The 13,825-nt window shown below is 41.4% G+C and carries 12 protein-coding genes; 9 read left to right on the forward strand and 3 right to left on the reverse strand.

The genetic code is table 11. From position 1 onward, the window contains the following. Nucleotides 1-63: 63 nt before the first annotated feature. On the forward strand, nt 64-1,341 hold the full coding sequence (locus tag FM107_RS18640; protein ID WP_086949989.1) for an FAD-dependent oxidoreductase: 1,278 nt from the start codon (nt 64-66) through the stop codon (nt 1,339-1,341). Nucleotides 1,342-1,543: 202 nt separating this feature from the next. Here FM107_RS18640 and dnaK read toward each other — a convergent pair whose 3' ends face one another. Continuing rightward, the gene (gene dnaK / locus FM107_RS18645; protein ID WP_086949990.1) at nt 1,544-3,448 is read right to left on the reverse strand and encodes a molecular chaperone DnaK; all 1,905 of its coding nucleotides are present in this window, start codon (nt 3,446-3,448) and stop codon (nt 1,544-1,546) included. A gap of 201 nt (nt 3,449-3,649) precedes the next feature. Between dnaK and FM107_RS18650 the strand changes: the two genes are divergently transcribed. Both FM107_RS18650 and FM107_RS18655 read left to right on the forward strand, forming a co-directional pair. Further along, nucleotides 3,650-4,225 (forward strand): thioredoxin family protein, encoded by a 576-nt coding sequence (locus FM107_RS18650; protein WP_256959633.1) that lies wholly within the window; start codon nt 3,650-3,652, stop codon nt 4,223-4,225. Between the two features lie 2 nt (nt 4,226-4,227). Further along, nucleotides 4,228-4,590, forward strand: coding sequence for an MmcQ/YjbR family DNA-binding protein (locus FM107_RS18655; RefSeq protein WP_086949992.1), 363 nt, complete (start codon nt 4,228-4,230; stop codon nt 4,588-4,590). Between the two features lie 57 nt (nt 4,591-4,647). Here the strand turns inward: FM107_RS18655 and pyk are convergent, their stop codons facing one another. Beyond that, nucleotides 4,648-6,078 (reverse strand): pyruvate kinase, encoded by a 1,431-nt coding sequence (gene pyk, locus FM107_RS18660; RefSeq protein ID WP_086949993.1) that lies wholly within the window; start codon nt 6,076-6,078, stop codon nt 4,648-4,650. A gap of 136 nt (nt 6,079-6,214) precedes the next feature. After that, a complete protein-coding gene (locus FM107_RS18665; RefSeq protein ID WP_179204546.1) occupies nt 6,215-6,721 on the reverse strand; it encodes an IPExxxVDY family protein in 507 nt (168 codons plus the stop codon). A 262-nt stretch (nt 6,722-6,983) separates the two neighbouring features. On the opposite strand from FM107_RS18665, the gene FM107_RS18670 reads away from it, so the two are divergent. From FM107_RS18670 to FM107_RS18695, 6 genes are all read left to right on the forward strand, one after another. Next, nucleotides 6,984-7,223 (forward strand): acyl carrier protein, encoded by a 240-nt coding sequence (locus tag FM107_RS18670; RefSeq protein WP_037498900.1) that lies wholly within the window; start codon nt 6,984-6,986, stop codon nt 7,221-7,223. 22 nt (nt 7,224-7,245) lie between these two features. Continuing rightward, on the forward strand, nt 7,246-8,499 hold the full coding sequence (fabF, locus tag FM107_RS18675; protein WP_086949994.1) for a beta-ketoacyl-ACP synthase II: 1,254 nt from the start codon (nt 7,246-7,248) through the stop codon (nt 8,497-8,499). Nucleotides 8,500-8,588: 89 nt separating this feature from the next. After that, a complete protein-coding gene (gene rnc, locus FM107_RS18680; protein ID WP_179204547.1) occupies nt 8,589-9,341 on the forward strand; it encodes a ribonuclease III in 753 nt (250 codons plus the stop codon). 47 nt (nt 9,342-9,388) lie between these two features. Beyond that, nucleotides 9,389-10,771 (forward strand): histidine--tRNA ligase, encoded by a 1,383-nt coding sequence (hisS, locus tag FM107_RS18685; protein WP_086949996.1) that lies wholly within the window; start codon nt 9,389-9,391, stop codon nt 10,769-10,771. Between the two features lie 151 nt (nt 10,772-10,922). Continuing rightward, on the forward strand, nt 10,923-11,918 hold the full coding sequence (gene pdhA, locus FM107_RS18690; protein ID WP_086949997.1) for a pyruvate dehydrogenase (acetyl-transferring) E1 component subunit alpha: 996 nt from the start codon (nt 10,923-10,925) through the stop codon (nt 11,916-11,918). A 45-nt stretch (nt 11,919-11,963) separates the two neighbouring features. After that, nucleotides 11,964-13,613, forward strand: coding sequence for a pyruvate dehydrogenase complex dihydrolipoamide acetyltransferase (locus tag FM107_RS18695; protein WP_086949998.1), 1,650 nt, complete (start codon nt 11,964-11,966; stop codon nt 13,611-13,613). The last annotated feature ends 212 nt before the right edge of the window (nt 13,614-13,825 follow it).

Below are 13,825 nucleotides of genomic sequence, written 5' to 3' on the forward strand. Positions count from 1 at the left end.
ATCTTCAACGCTACTTTCACGTTCGATATAATTTAAACGCAATAATTTTAATAGCCAATCGATATGAAAAATAAGTTTTTACTGCTATTTTTTTTCGTTGTTATTGGACAACAGGCTTTTGCTCAAAAGGAAGAGAAACCACAAATTCTTGTATTCGGGTCGGGAATAATTGGTTATAGCGCTGCCGTACAAGGCGCGCTTTCCAATGTGCCTACATTATGGGTGGTTGAGGGAAGCGACCTCATACCCGAGTTTACGCGCTCAGCTCGTGGTATGGAGAACCTACTTAATGTGGATGGGGGGATTTGGATGAAGTTGTTGATGAGGATGGGCGCTGTAAAAGACGCAAGTGACTCGTTGGCTCGCCACATTAAACGAGAAATAAACCCTAGATTATTTGAAAATGCGCTTGAAAAAATTATTTCCGAGCAAGCTAATTTGAAAATCGTTTTCGCAAATGACATTATCGCAATAGATAAAAAAAGAAAGCACTGGAGCATTACACTTGAAGACGGCCATAAATATACGGTTGATTGCGTTATTGATGCCTCGGTCAATCAGAAACTGGGGAGGTTTTCCGCAGCAGACACTCAAGCCAATAGAGGCCCGAGCATGCTTAAACTCGACGAGATGTCCTCTGCGGAAATACGGACATTACTCGTCACTGGCGAGATCGATAGGAAGCTATTTGGCGTTCAATTCTCCAATTTAATTCGAGGTGAAAATGATGGTTTTTTTAAATTATCAGCCTTTGTGAAGGGGCTGGATACGTCTGCAGGTACAGCGCCTTTTAGGTCTGCTTTCGGTCAGGCACTGGGCGCAACGGCAGCCTATTTGTCTTATTTTGCAACAGCGTCTGCTGCGATTGACGTGAGAAAGCTACAAACTGAGCTGATGAGTGATGGCGCGCGTATTTTGCCGTTCTCAGATCTCGCGATTGACGACCCAAATTTTGACGCGATTCAACGCGTTGGGTTAGCAGCAATTTTTAATTTCAAATCCCCTCGGGCGGGGTTTATCTTAGATAAAGATCGCTACATCAGTTACGCCGAGCTTGAACCCGTGTTTAATCGCCTGTATTCCCGCAGTCAGTTATGGCCGGTCGAAGACAAGACTCGTGATCTTACGTTATCTACCGCGTTATCGTTAATTAAGTTCGTGGCCTTACGTGGAGATGAAATCGAAAAGGAGGTAAAACGCGATTGGTCCACGTTGTTACATTTTGCAGGTTCCTACCAGGAGGACAAGCCCATTGGACGCTATGAATTTATGGTGCTTTTGGACCGTTATGCAAGTCCCTTTAGTAAAAAGGTAGATCGTCAAGGTTACTTTATTTTTTAATACAGGTGTCGGATTGTGAATGCTGAGGATAGCGAGGTTATTTTGTGAACCATAATTTTTTCACTCGGTCCGAATTCTCGAGAATACGGATAGCGTAGTTTACCGACAATTGGAGACCAAAGACGAACAGTTAGCGTGTGCATAAAAAAGAGATCACAACTATAAAAATTGTGATCTCCGTTAAACTGTATGAATGTTAAAGTTATTTTACTTCTTCGAATTCCACATCTTGTACATCATCTCCACCTTGCTTACCGTCTTGCGAGTCAGTAGGGTTTCCTTGATCTTGTGGAGCTCCTTCTTGAGATGCAGCATACATCTCTTCAGAGGCAGCATTCCATGCTTCTTGTAATTCTGTTGAAGCGGTATCAATATCTTCAAAGTTTTTAGCAGCATATGCAACTTTTAGTTTTTCCAAACCAGCTTCAATAGGTGCTTTTTTGTCCGCGGAAATTTTATCGCCGTATTCTTTCAATTGTTTTTCAGTGGAGAATACTAACGCGTCCGCTGCATTGATTTTGTCAGCTTCGTCTTTTACTTTCTTATCAGCGTCTGCATTTGCTTCCGCTTCTTGTTTCATTTTTTGAATTTCTTCGTCCGATAAACCTGATGAAGCTTCGATGCGAATATTTTGCTCTTTACCCGTGGCTTTATCTTTGGCAGATACCTTGATAATTCCATTTGCATCAATATCGAATGTAACTTCAACTTGAGGAACACCGCGCGGTGCCGCTGGAATTCCGTCTAAATGGAAACGTCCAATTGTGCGGTTTTGCGAAGCCATCGGGCGCTCGCCTTGAAGAATGTGAATTTCTACCGACGGTTGGTTGTCTGACGCTGTAGAGAATACCTCCGATTTTTTACTTGGGATTGTCGTATTCGCTTCAATTAATTTAGTCATCACGCCACCCATTGTTTCGATACCTAATGATAATGGGGTAACATCTAATAATAACACATCTTTTACCTCACCTGTCAAGACGCCACCTTGGATAGCAGCTCCTAATGCAACAACCTCATCTGGGTTAACCCCTTTGGAAGGTTCCTTACCGAAGAAATTTTTCACTGCTTCAACAATTGCAGGAATACGAGTTGAGCCTCCGACAAGGATGATTTCGTCGATATCTGAAGTTGAATAACCTGCATTTTTCAGTGCAGATTTACAAGGATCAATAGTACGTTTGATTAGATCAGCAACCAAAGATTCAAATTTCGCGCGGGATAGTGTGCGTACTAAGTGTTTTGGGCCCGTGGCATCAGCCGTAATATATGGTAGGTTAATTTCTGTTGAAGTTGTGCTTGAAAGTTCGATTTTTGCCTTTTCAGCGGCTTCTTTTAAACGCTGCAATGCCATAGCATCTTTCTTCAAGTCAAAACCATTGTATTCACCTGCAAATTCATCAGCTAACCAGTTGATCACTGCGTTATCGAAGTCATCACCACCTAAGTGCGTGTCGCCGTCGGTAGATTTTACTTCGAATACTCCATCACCGAGTTCTAATACGGAAACGTCATGTGTACCACCACCACAGTCAAAAACAACAATTTTCATGTCCTTGTGTGCTTTGTCTAGTCCGTAGGCTAGGGCAGCAGCAGTTGGCTCATTGATGATACGTTTAACGGTCAATCCTGCGATTTCACCAGCTTCTTTTGTCGCTTGGCGTTGTGCATCATTGAAATATGCAGGTACGGTAATAACCGCTTCGCTAACTTCTTGTCCTAGAAAGTCTTCAGCTGTTTTCTTCATTTTTTGAAGAATCATTGCGGAAATCTCTTGCGGAGTATATTTACGGTCATCGATTTCTACACGAGGTGTATTGTTGTCACCTTTTACAATGTTGTAAGGAACTTTATTCTTTTCCTTTGTAGATTCATCAAACGATAAACCCATGAAACGCTTAATAGAATAAACAGTTTTGTGTGGGTTTGTAATAGCTTGACGTTTTGCCGGATCACCAACTTTACGCTCGCCACCTTCCACAAACCCAACGATTGACGGAGTGGTACGTTTACCTTCGTTGTTAGCAATTACTACGGGCTCGTTACCCTCCATCACAGCAACACATGAGTTCGTAGTCCCTAAGTCGATTCCTATAATTTTTGACATATCTCGATTAAAATTATTAATTTACAAAATTTATTAACACTACATCTTTATCAACTGCTGTGCCAACGTTGGAATCGGCATAAAAAACGGATTTCTGTCTTTTCTCGGTCAAAATTCGCTGACAAACTGTCATTTTTGCTGCCGCAATTAGCCGAAGCCTGACGAGACATTTTTTTTTACCCGGAATAAATTACTAAATTCGTGTTGGCAAGAACACATAAATTTATGACCTTTCAGGAATATTTAGATCATTTTGAACAAATTTTGGAGTCTCCGCAGGACTTCGACCCCTACGGGGATAAAGAATATTTCAATTACACCAAACTCAACTGGTCACGGACAAACCGCTGGTTGAAAAGATTTGAACCCAACGATCAAATAAAAAGTCTTATCGCTTCGATTACCGAGCCACAGCATTGGATTGTAATTACGGAACCTTGGTGCGGCGATGCGGCACACTCGGTAGCGCAGCTCTATCAAATCGTGAAGAATAATCCGAATATAGATTTTGAAATTCAGTTGCGCGATGATGAACCACATCTGATCGAAGACTATTTAACTAACGGAGGAAAATCAATTCCAAAACTTATCATTCGTAATGACGTGGGGCATGATAAAGTGATTTGGGGACCACGCCCGCAGAAGTTGCAAGCGATCTTTGATCAGATGAAACACGCGGACAAGTCGTTCGAAGAAGTGAAAGAGGCGTTGCAACATTGGTATAATGAAGATAAAGGGGAGGAGCTGCAACGCGAACTCTTGCATGAAATGTTATAAGCATGAACATTGAAAGCATCCGTGAATATTGCATCAGTAAAAACAGGGTAACCGAAGAACTCCCTTTTGGCCCCGATACATTGGTGTTTAAACTGCAAGGGAAAATATTTTTGCTTGTAGGCTTGTCACAAGTAGACGAGCTTTGTTTTAATGTAAAGTGTGAGCCATCGTACGCGGTGGAGCTCCGTGAAGATTATCCCAACACGGTGTTTGCAGGTTACCATATGAATAAAAAACACTGGAACACGGTGTATTGTAATCGTAGACTTGATGACGAGCGAATTTGCACATTGATTGATGATAGCTATTCGCTAATATTTCAAAGCTTACCCCGCGCCACGCGCGAAGAGATTCTTCGGTCATAAGAAGCAAAAAGGAGTTCTTTCGAACTCCTTTTTGCTTAAGTATTTTAATTTTTGTAACTAGTGTACCTCTGATACACGAATGGTATTCGTTCTACCTTTTTCGTGTAATGGTGTCGAAGAGGTATTGATCACGATCTGTCCGGATGCAACAAGGTTTTTTTCTTGTAGTAGGCGGTTCACATCTTGAACGGAGCCATCTGTACTTTCGAATTTTTCGTAGATAAACACGCGTACCCCCCACACTAGGCTTAATAGATTTAATAACTTCTTGTTACCGGTAAAGACATAAATGTTCGTATTTGGTCGATAGCTTGAGATTTCAAATGCGGTGTATCCCGAGGAGGTCATTACAGCAATTGCCGAAGCAGCTGTGTCTTTTGCCAGATGAATCGAGGAAGTACAAATTGCATCTGGAATTCGTGTTATTTTCGGATGAACACCATCTTTACGGCTATAGTAAGGATAAGAGGTTTGTTCCACGTGCGTAATGATTTTTGCCATCGTTTCGATTACAATCTCGGGAAATTCACCTACCGAAGTCTCACCACTTAGCATTACCGCATCTGCACCATCCAATACCGAGTTTGCGACATCGTTCACTTCTGCACGCGTAGGACGCGGTGTTGTAATCATACTCTCTAACATTTGCGTAGCAATGATAACGGGTTTTGATAAGTCGCGGCATTTTTGTACGATCATTTTTTGAAGTACGGGAACTTCTTCCATAGGCATCTCCACCCCTAAGTCGCCACGAGCAACCATGATTGCATCTGTTGCTTCAATGATTGCGTCGATGTTATCAATCGCTTCAGGTTTCTCTATTTTGGCGATAACCAGCGCGTGCGATCCTTTTTCTTTAATGATTTTTTTACACTGTATAATTTCTTCCGCTGTACGAACAAATGACATAGCTATCCAATCGGCATCATGCTCTAACGCAAAATTTAAGTTGTCAAGATCTTCTTCCGTTAAGGAAGGAATTGAAACTTTCGTATTCGGTAGGTTAACACCTTTTCTGGACGTTAATATTCCGCCATGAACAACTTCACACTTAACCGTGTCTTTATGGTTTGTCTCTAGAACACGAAGTTGAAGTTTACCGTCGTCTAATAATATAATCTCGTTATCTTGAACGTCATTTGGGAAATTTTCGTAACTGATATAGATTCTTTTTTCGTCGCCGATTAATTCGCTCGTTGTGATCTCAATTTGTGAACCGTTTACTAAAAAAGCACCTCCTTCTTTCATTTTTCCAATACGGATTTTTGGTCCTTGCAAATCTGCGAGGATACCTACGTTGAAAGGATTTTCTCTATTTATTTCCCGAATTGTGTTTATCACTTTTAGATGATCGTCTTGGCTTCCGTGAGAGAAGTTCAAACGACAAACATCCACACCCTTAGCGATCATATTGAGTAATATAGTCTTGTCCGCAGAAGCAGGACCAAGGGTTGCAACGATTTTCGTCTTTTTTTGAATCTTATTCATTTACAGTGTTTTATTTTGTGTTTTTCTTGTGTTGTTCGCTATTGTTTCAAAACAAATGCTACTGCAAAAATAGCAATATGTTCTTTAACTTAGTTTTATCTCTGTGTAAAATTTACACTTTGTTAGAGCTAAGTTACTAAAAAATAAGATTTTCTTTTGATTTTAATGACGTAGGATCTAATTCTTTTGTAAGAATAACCTCCTTGACATCCTTAATTTGGTCCATTAGTTTTTGTAAATCGTCTTTGTCAATATAATGCTTAATAAGCATAAAATAATCAAAATTTGGTAGCTCGGGTATTAAATAGCCGCCGTCAACACTACGATTGTTTAGGAGGTAATATTCGTATTCGAAGTGGGTATCACAGTAACGATAAATGGAGAAATAGTTCTTATCCACTGTTTTTTGCTTCCGCTTTTCAAATACAATATGATAGTCCATCTCCTCCTGGTCTTTTACTTTTACATACCCTTTGTGGTCAAGATAATCTTCTTTACCTCGAACAAAAGCGAGTCCTGTTTGTTTAAAAATGAAATGGCACAATCGGTAGTCCCGCAACGATGAACTAATACCAACTAACACAAAGTCTAGTTCCAGGTCGAAGTCGAGATCTAGGATTAAATGTTTTTTAGTAACGCTCACAGTTTTAGAAATTAAATTCGAAAATAGCAAAAATTCGGGTAATTGACAGATTTTTATCTTTAATTTCAACTAGAGTTGAAAGTTCTTGCTAGATAAAAATAAAATCGTTAATATTGGGTATTTGCATGATGGCCACGGTTTTTTTCGGACGAAGCCAGGGTGAAAACGTTCTTATTTCAAATCTTTAAACTGAAAAGGTTTGATAATTGGGGAAATTTATTTTTCTTTGCACAGATTTATTAAACAATTAAACTATAAAATCATGTCAGATATCGCATCAAGAGTAAAAGCAATTATCGTTGAGAAGTTAGGTGTAGACGAAAACGAGGTGACACCAGAGGCTTCATTCACGAATGATTTAGGTGCAGACTCGCTTGATACAGTTGAGTTGATCATGGAATTCGAAAAAGAATTTAACGTAGCTATTCCAGATGATCAAGCTGAAAACATCAGTACAGTAGGTCAAGCTATCTCTTATTTAGAAAAGAACGTTAATAACTAATTTATTAGGCCAAACATATTTAATGGAGCTTAAAAGAGTAGTTGTAACAGGGTTAGGCGCTCTTACACCGTTGGGTAATACCGTTTCCAGTTATTGGGAAGGATTAATTAACGGTGTGAGTGGCGCTGCTCCTATTACGCATTTCGATGCATCAAAATTTAAGACCCAATTCGCTTGTGAAGTGAAGGGATTTGATCCACATGATTTTATGGATCGTAAGGAGGCTCGCAAAGTCGATCCTTTTGTTCAGTACGCGATCGCTTCAACCGATGAAGCCGTGAAAGATGCTGGACTGGAATTTGAAAAGCTTGATACCAATCGCATCGGAGTGATTTGGGGTTCGGGCATTGGCGGTTTAAAAACATTTTTAGACGAGGTCGTCAATTACGCGAAGGGCGATGGTACGCCGCGTTTTAATCCATTTTTTATTCCGAAGATGCTCGTTGATATCGCGCCTGGACACATTTCGATGCGTCATGGACTACGCGGCCCTAATTTTTCGGCCGTTTCTGCTTGTGCTTCCTCGACCAATGCAATGATCGATGCTTTCAATTATATCCGTATGGGTGTAGCTGATTGTATTATCACTGGTGGTTCTGAAGCTACAATTAATGAAGCCGGTATCGGAGGGTTCAATGCGATGCACGCTCTGTCGACACGGAATGATGACCCTACAACCGCATCTCGACCTTTTGATAAAGATCGGGACGGATTTGTTTCCGGAGAAGGCTCTGGGGCTATCATTTTAGAAAGCTTAGAACATGCCTTAGCACGAGGTGCTAAGATATATGCTGAGGTAGCGGGTGGTGGAATGAGTGCGGATGCGTTTCATGTGACGGCTTCACATCCGGAAGGATTGGGAGCTAAATTAGCAATGAGCAAGGCGATAGGTGATGCCAATATGACATATGCCGACGTCGATTACATCAATGTACACGGTACCTCGACCCCAGTCGGCGATATCAGTGAGAGTCGTGCGATCAGAGATTTATTTGGTGAGGATGCGTACAACTTGAATATAAGTTCTACAAAATCTATGACCGGTCATCTACTTGGAGCTGCCGGCGCTATCGAAGCTATTGCTTCAATTTTATCGGTAAAGAATGATATCGTTCCTCCGACAATCAACCATTTTACGGATGATCAGGAGATTGATAACAAACTTAATTTTACATTTAACACAGCGCAAAAGCGAGTGGTCAATGCAGCCTTAAGCAATACATTTGGTTTTGGTGGGCACAACGCGTCGGTTGTTGTTAAAAAGTATCGTTCTTAAATGTCTATTTTAAGAAGATAATTTAGTTACAATGAAATAAATAGGTAGCTTCGATGAGAAGCTGCCTATTCCTTATTTATATATTTGGAATGCCTTTCTCAAGGATATATTATTTGTACTTTTCTCCGCATAAGGCTTACGTGCGTAAGCTTAAGAATATACTCGGATTTGTGCCCGGTAATCTTAACTTATATAAGTTGGCTTTTCGGCATAAGTCGGTAGCGAAAAATATTAAAGATGGGGCAAAAAATAGTAACGAGCGTTTAGAGTTTCTCGGCGACGCTGTTTTGGGTTCTGTTGTGGCTGAGTTGCTATTTAAGTTATACCCCTATCGCGACGAGGGGTTCTTGACCGAACTGCGTTCAAAAATTGTTAGCCGTGCCAACCTAAATCAACTCTCGCGAAAGTTGGGTTTTAATGAATTTATCGAATACGATGCACGGATGATCAGTTATCCCAACAAGCAAAGCTCGCTGCTCGGTGATGCCTTTGAGGCTGTGGTGGGAGCAGTATACGTCGATCGGGGGTATCGGTTTACAAAAGAGTTCTTATTGACGCGTATTATCAAACCACATGTGGATATACATATGCTGGAGGTTACTGAAACCAATTTTAAGAGCCGGCTGATAGAATGGTGTCAGCATTACGGTAAAGAAGTTCAGTTTGTGCACATCGATAATGCTCCCGATGAGTCTGCCAAACTTTTTACGGTTGAAGTACGCGTGGCAGGCGAGGTTTGTGGGCTTGGTCGGGATTTTAATAAGAAAAGTGCCGAGAAGCTGGCGGCCGAAGAGGCCTGTGGGTTTCTTAAAGTTTTTGATACCGAAGATATCGCTCGTTAAAGCAATCTTATGTTTCTGTTTTCATCAGGATGTCTTACCTTTGCGGTATGGCAAATATTAAACCCTCATTAGCTAAAGGTACGCGTGATTTTTCACCGTTGGAGATGGAAAAACGCAACCATATATTTAATACCTTACGTACTATTTTTGCTAAATTTGGTTATAGCGAAATTCAAACGCCAACTTTTGAGAATTTAAACACCCTGACCGGAAAGTACGGCGAGGAGGGCGATAAGTTAATTTTTAAAATCCTTAATTCAGGAGACTATCTTTTGAAATCTCCATCGGATTTACTAGAACAGAAGCACTCTAATAAACTCGTGCCCTATATTTCGGAAAAAGCCTTACGCTACGATTTGACTGTGCCTTTTGCACGGTACGTGGTAATGCATCAACACGAAATCGCACTCCCTTTTAAACGCTTCCAAATTCAACCCGTATGGCGGGCAGATCGTCCTCAACGCGGGCGATATCGCGAGTTTTACCAGTGTGATGTTGACGTGGTAGGCTCTTCTTCCTTACTCAATGAAGCGGAATTCATACTTATTTATAACGAAGCGTTGTTGGCGCTCGGTTTAACGGATTTTACCATAAAGATAAATAACCGGAAAATTCTTTCCGGAATTGCTGAGGTGATTGGTAAACCCGGGCTTATCGTCGATATGACCGTGGCGATCGATAAATTGGATAAGATAGGCTTGGATGGGGTTAATAAGGAACTTTTGACACGAGGTTTTAACGAACAAGATGTCGCGCTTTTGCAGCCTATTATTTTACTTCAGGGAAATAATAAGGATAAATTAGCGGCCATCAAAGAAATGTTATCAGGATCTCCGACCGGTTTACGGGGCGTAAAGGAAATTGAAGACGTGTTTAGTTTATTAGATTCTTTTGGCAAAGCTGATTTGTTGGAAGGCGTGGTGGAGGTAGATATAACACTTGCACGCGGTTTAAACTATTATACCGGTTGTATTTTTGAAGTAAAAACTAATGAAGTGGCAATGGGTAGCATCGGCGGCGGGGGTCGCTACGATGACTTGACAGGAATGTTCGGACTAAAGGATCTTACTGGTGTGGGCGTTTCCTTCGGAGCGGACCGGATCTACGACGTATTGGACGAGCTTGGGCTATTTCCTGTTGCTGGCGAAGGTACGACAAGCGTACTGATCGTGAATTTTGATGACTCGTACGTTAAACACACACTTCCACTTTTGGCAGCATTACGTGAGCAAGGTATTGCTGCAGAATTATATCCAGCCGCAGCAAAACTGAAAAAGCAAATGAGCTATGCGGACGGTAAAGGCGTTCCGTATGTCGTGCTCGTAGGGGAGGAGGAAATCTCATCTGGCATTTATTCGGTAAAGGACATGGCTAGCGGAGAGCAGCGTAGTCTTACGTTCGCAGATTTAATTAATTTGATTAAAAAATAGAGAAGCGATCCGTTGTTGCTGGTAACGTGATAAAAATGAAATTATATATTATTCTGACAAAAAGCTGAATTCGTGCCGAAATTATATCCAAAATATCGTTATAATTGATTAGATTTGTGCTCGGATAAGTTAAGAAATTCAATTCATTAAAATGAGTTCAACACCTATAACAAAAGAAACATATTTAGAGTGGTATAAATCTATATTGCTCATGCGTAAGTTCGAGGAAAAGTCTGGACAATTATATGGACAGCAAAAAATCCGTGGATTTTGTCATTTGTACATCGGTCAAGAGGCTGTAATGGCCGGAACCATGTCTGTTATTAAGCCTGAAGATTCTATCATTACCGCGTACAGAGACCACGCTCATGCATTAGCAAAAGGGGTGTCTGCAAATGCGTGCATGGCAGAAATGTTTGGGAAATCGACGGGCTGCTCGAAAGGAAAAGGTGGATCAATGCACTTCTTCTCGAAAGAGCACAAGATGATGGGTGGCCATGGTATCGTCGGTGGACAAATACCTTTGGGTGCTGGTATCGCGTTTGCTGAAAAGTACTTGGGTACAAACAACGTTAATATTTGCTATATGGGTGACGGAGCTGTGCGTCAAGGGGCATTTAATGAAACCTTGAACATGGCGATGACTTGGCAGCTTCCTGTTGTTTTCGTTTGTGAAAACAACGGTTATGCGATGGGTACTTCAGTAGAACGTACAACAAATATGCTCGATATCTACAAGATGGGACACGGCTTCGATATGCCGAGTTCTGCTGTTGATGGAATGGATGTTGTTGCCGTGCACAATGCAATGGATGAGGCTGTTCAACGTGCACGTTCAGGAGAGGGACCTACCTTTTTGGAAATTCGTACATACCGCTACAAAGGACACTCGATGTCCGACCCAGCGAAATACCGAACCAAAGACGAATTGCAAGAGTATAAAGGAAGAGATCCATTATTGTCTACCAAAGCGGCAATCGTGGAAAATAATTACGCTGACGAAGCGTGGTTTGCCGAGGCAGATGCAGAAGTCAAAAAGATTGTGGAAGATGCAGTTAAATTTGCTGAAGAATCGCCTTATCCGGATGCTTCTGAAATTTATAAGGATATATATGTCCAAGAGGACTATCCTTTCATAATGGATTAATAACGATTAGCTTACTTTAACTCAAAGATATAATCTACTATACAAATGGCTGAAGTAGTAAGAATGCCGAAAATGAGCGACACCATGACCGAAGGTGTAATAGCTAAATGGCACAAAAAAGTCGGTGACAAGGTAAACTCTGGCGATCTTATCGCTGAAGTCGAGACGGATAAAGCAACCATGGACTTCGAGTCCTACCAAGAAGGTGTATTGCTATATATCGGTCCTAAAGAAGGTGAAGCTGTTGCAATTGACGCGGTTATAGCGGTTCTAGGTGAAGAGGGCGAAGACTATAAAGCGCTCTTAGAAGAAGGCGATTCGGAACCCGAAAAGCCTGCAGATGAGAAAACAGAAGATTCTGCCGAGCAAACGGAAGATGCTCCAGCGGGTGAAGCTGTTACACCTGAAGAACTTGATTGTACGGTTATCACGATGCCTTTGCTTAGTGATACGATGACCGAAGGGGTTATTGCTCAATGGAACTTTAAAGTTGGCGATACAATCAAATCGGATGACGCGATTGCCGATGTAGAGACGGATAAGGCGACAATGGAGGTAACTGCATACGCTGACGGCACGTTGTTATATATAGGGTTGGAAGCGGGTCAAGCGGCTAAAGTAAACGACATTATTGCAATTGTAGGGCCTGCTGGTACAGATGTTACCCCACTTATAAATCAAAAGACAAACACCAGCGCTGCAGATAAACCGAAGGCCGATGCACCGAAAGATGATGCGCCGAAAGCCGAAGCTACAGCTGATATCTCGTCTAACAAATCGACGGATTCCTCGAGTGACGATTCTCGTGTGAAAGCTTCACCTTTAGCTCGTAAAATTGCGAAGGAGAAAGGTATCGATTTGAATGATGTTCAAGGTTCAGCAGATGGTGGGCGTATTATTAAGAAAGACGTAGAAAGTTTTGTGCCTAAAGCTAAAGCGGAATCTTCGCCAGTGGCAGATGCTAGTGCGCCGACGGAAAGCAAATCAATTTCAATTCCGCAATATATAGGGGAAGAGAAATATACCGAGCAAAAAGTTTCGCAAATGCGTAAAACAATTGCTCGTCGCTTAGGTGAGTCGTTGTATACGGCACCACATTTCTATTTGACTATTTCTATTGATATGGATAGTGCAATCGCTGCGCGTGGTCAGATCAATACTGTAGCACCCGTAAAAGTTTCTTTCAACGACCTTGTGATTAAAGCCGTAGCCGTTGCCCTGAAAAAGCACCCAGCAGTGAACTCATCATGGAAGGGTGATATGATTCGTTTTAACGAACATGTCAACGTTGGTGTAGCAATGGCTGTGGAGGATGGCTTACTAGTGCCAGTTGTGCGGTTTGCTGATGGGAAATCACTTTCTCATATCTCTGCAGAAGTTAAAGAATACGGACAGAAAGCGAAAGCGAAGAAATTGCAGCCCGCTGATTGGGAAGGTTCTACCTTCACCGTTTCCAATTTAGGTATGTTTGGTATTGACGAATTCACATCGATCATTAATTCTCCTGATGGAGCGATCTTATCGGTTGGTGCTATTCAACAGGTGCCGGTTGTAAAAGACGGTGCTGTTGTTCCTGGTAATGTTATGAAATTAACACTAGGATGTGACCATCGTGTGGTCGATGGAGCAACTGGGGCTGCATTTTTACAAACATTAAAAGGTTTGTTGGAAGCGCCTATTCGTTTGCTTGCATAATCCTCGTAAAAATATAATATAGACAAGGAAGCCCTTTGGAGAAAATCTAAAGGGCTTTTTTAGTTTATTGTTTGTCAATCGATGAACCTATTGACTCCCAGTTAGGTCGTACATTAACAATGAGTTAACATTTTCGATACTTTACCTTGCACGCACTCCTTAGAAATGTATCCAATATGTTAACTGTGTTTAAGTTGATTTTTCGTGTAATT

Source organism: Sphingobacterium sp. JB170, assembly GCF_900163865.1.
GTDB lineage: Bacteria > Bacteroidota > Bacteroidia > Sphingobacteriales > Sphingobacteriaceae > Sphingobacterium.

Excerpts from the sequence above, each read along its gene's own strand:
- FM107_RS18670 (WP_037498900.1), top strand. The coding sequence starts at position 6,984 with ATGTCAGATATCGCATCAAGAGTAAAAGCAATTATCGTTGAGAAGTTA.
- fabF (WP_086949994.1), top strand. The coding sequence starts at position 7,246 with ATGGAGCTTAAAAGAGTAGTTGTAACAGGGTTAGGCGCTCTTACACCG.
- dnaK (WP_086949990.1), bottom strand. The coding sequence starts at position 3,448 with ATGTCAAAAATTATAGGAATCGACTTAGGGACTACGAACTCATGTGTT.
- rnc (WP_179204547.1), top strand. The coding sequence starts at position 8,589 with ATGCCTTTCTCAAGGATATATTATTTGTACTTTTCTCCGCATAAGGCT.
- pdhA (WP_086949997.1), top strand. The coding sequence starts at position 10,923 with ATGAGTTCAACACCTATAACAAAAGAAACATATTTAGAGTGGTATAAA.
- pyk (WP_086949993.1), bottom strand. The coding sequence starts at position 6,078 with ATGAATAAGATTCAAAAAAAGACGAAAATCGTTGCAACCCTTGGTCCT.
- FM107_RS18655 (WP_086949992.1), top strand. The coding sequence starts at position 4,228 with ATGAACATTGAAAGCATCCGTGAATATTGCATCAGTAAAAACAGGGTA.
- FM107_RS18695 (WP_086949998.1), top strand. The coding sequence starts at position 11,964 with ATGGCTGAAGTAGTAAGAATGCCGAAAATGAGCGACACCATGACCGAA.
- hisS (WP_086949996.1), top strand. The coding sequence starts at position 9,389 with ATGGCAAATATTAAACCCTCATTAGCTAAAGGTACGCGTGATTTTTCA.
- FM107_RS18640 (WP_086949989.1), top strand. The coding sequence starts at position 64 with ATGAAAAATAAGTTTTTACTGCTATTTTTTTTCGTTGTTATTGGACAA.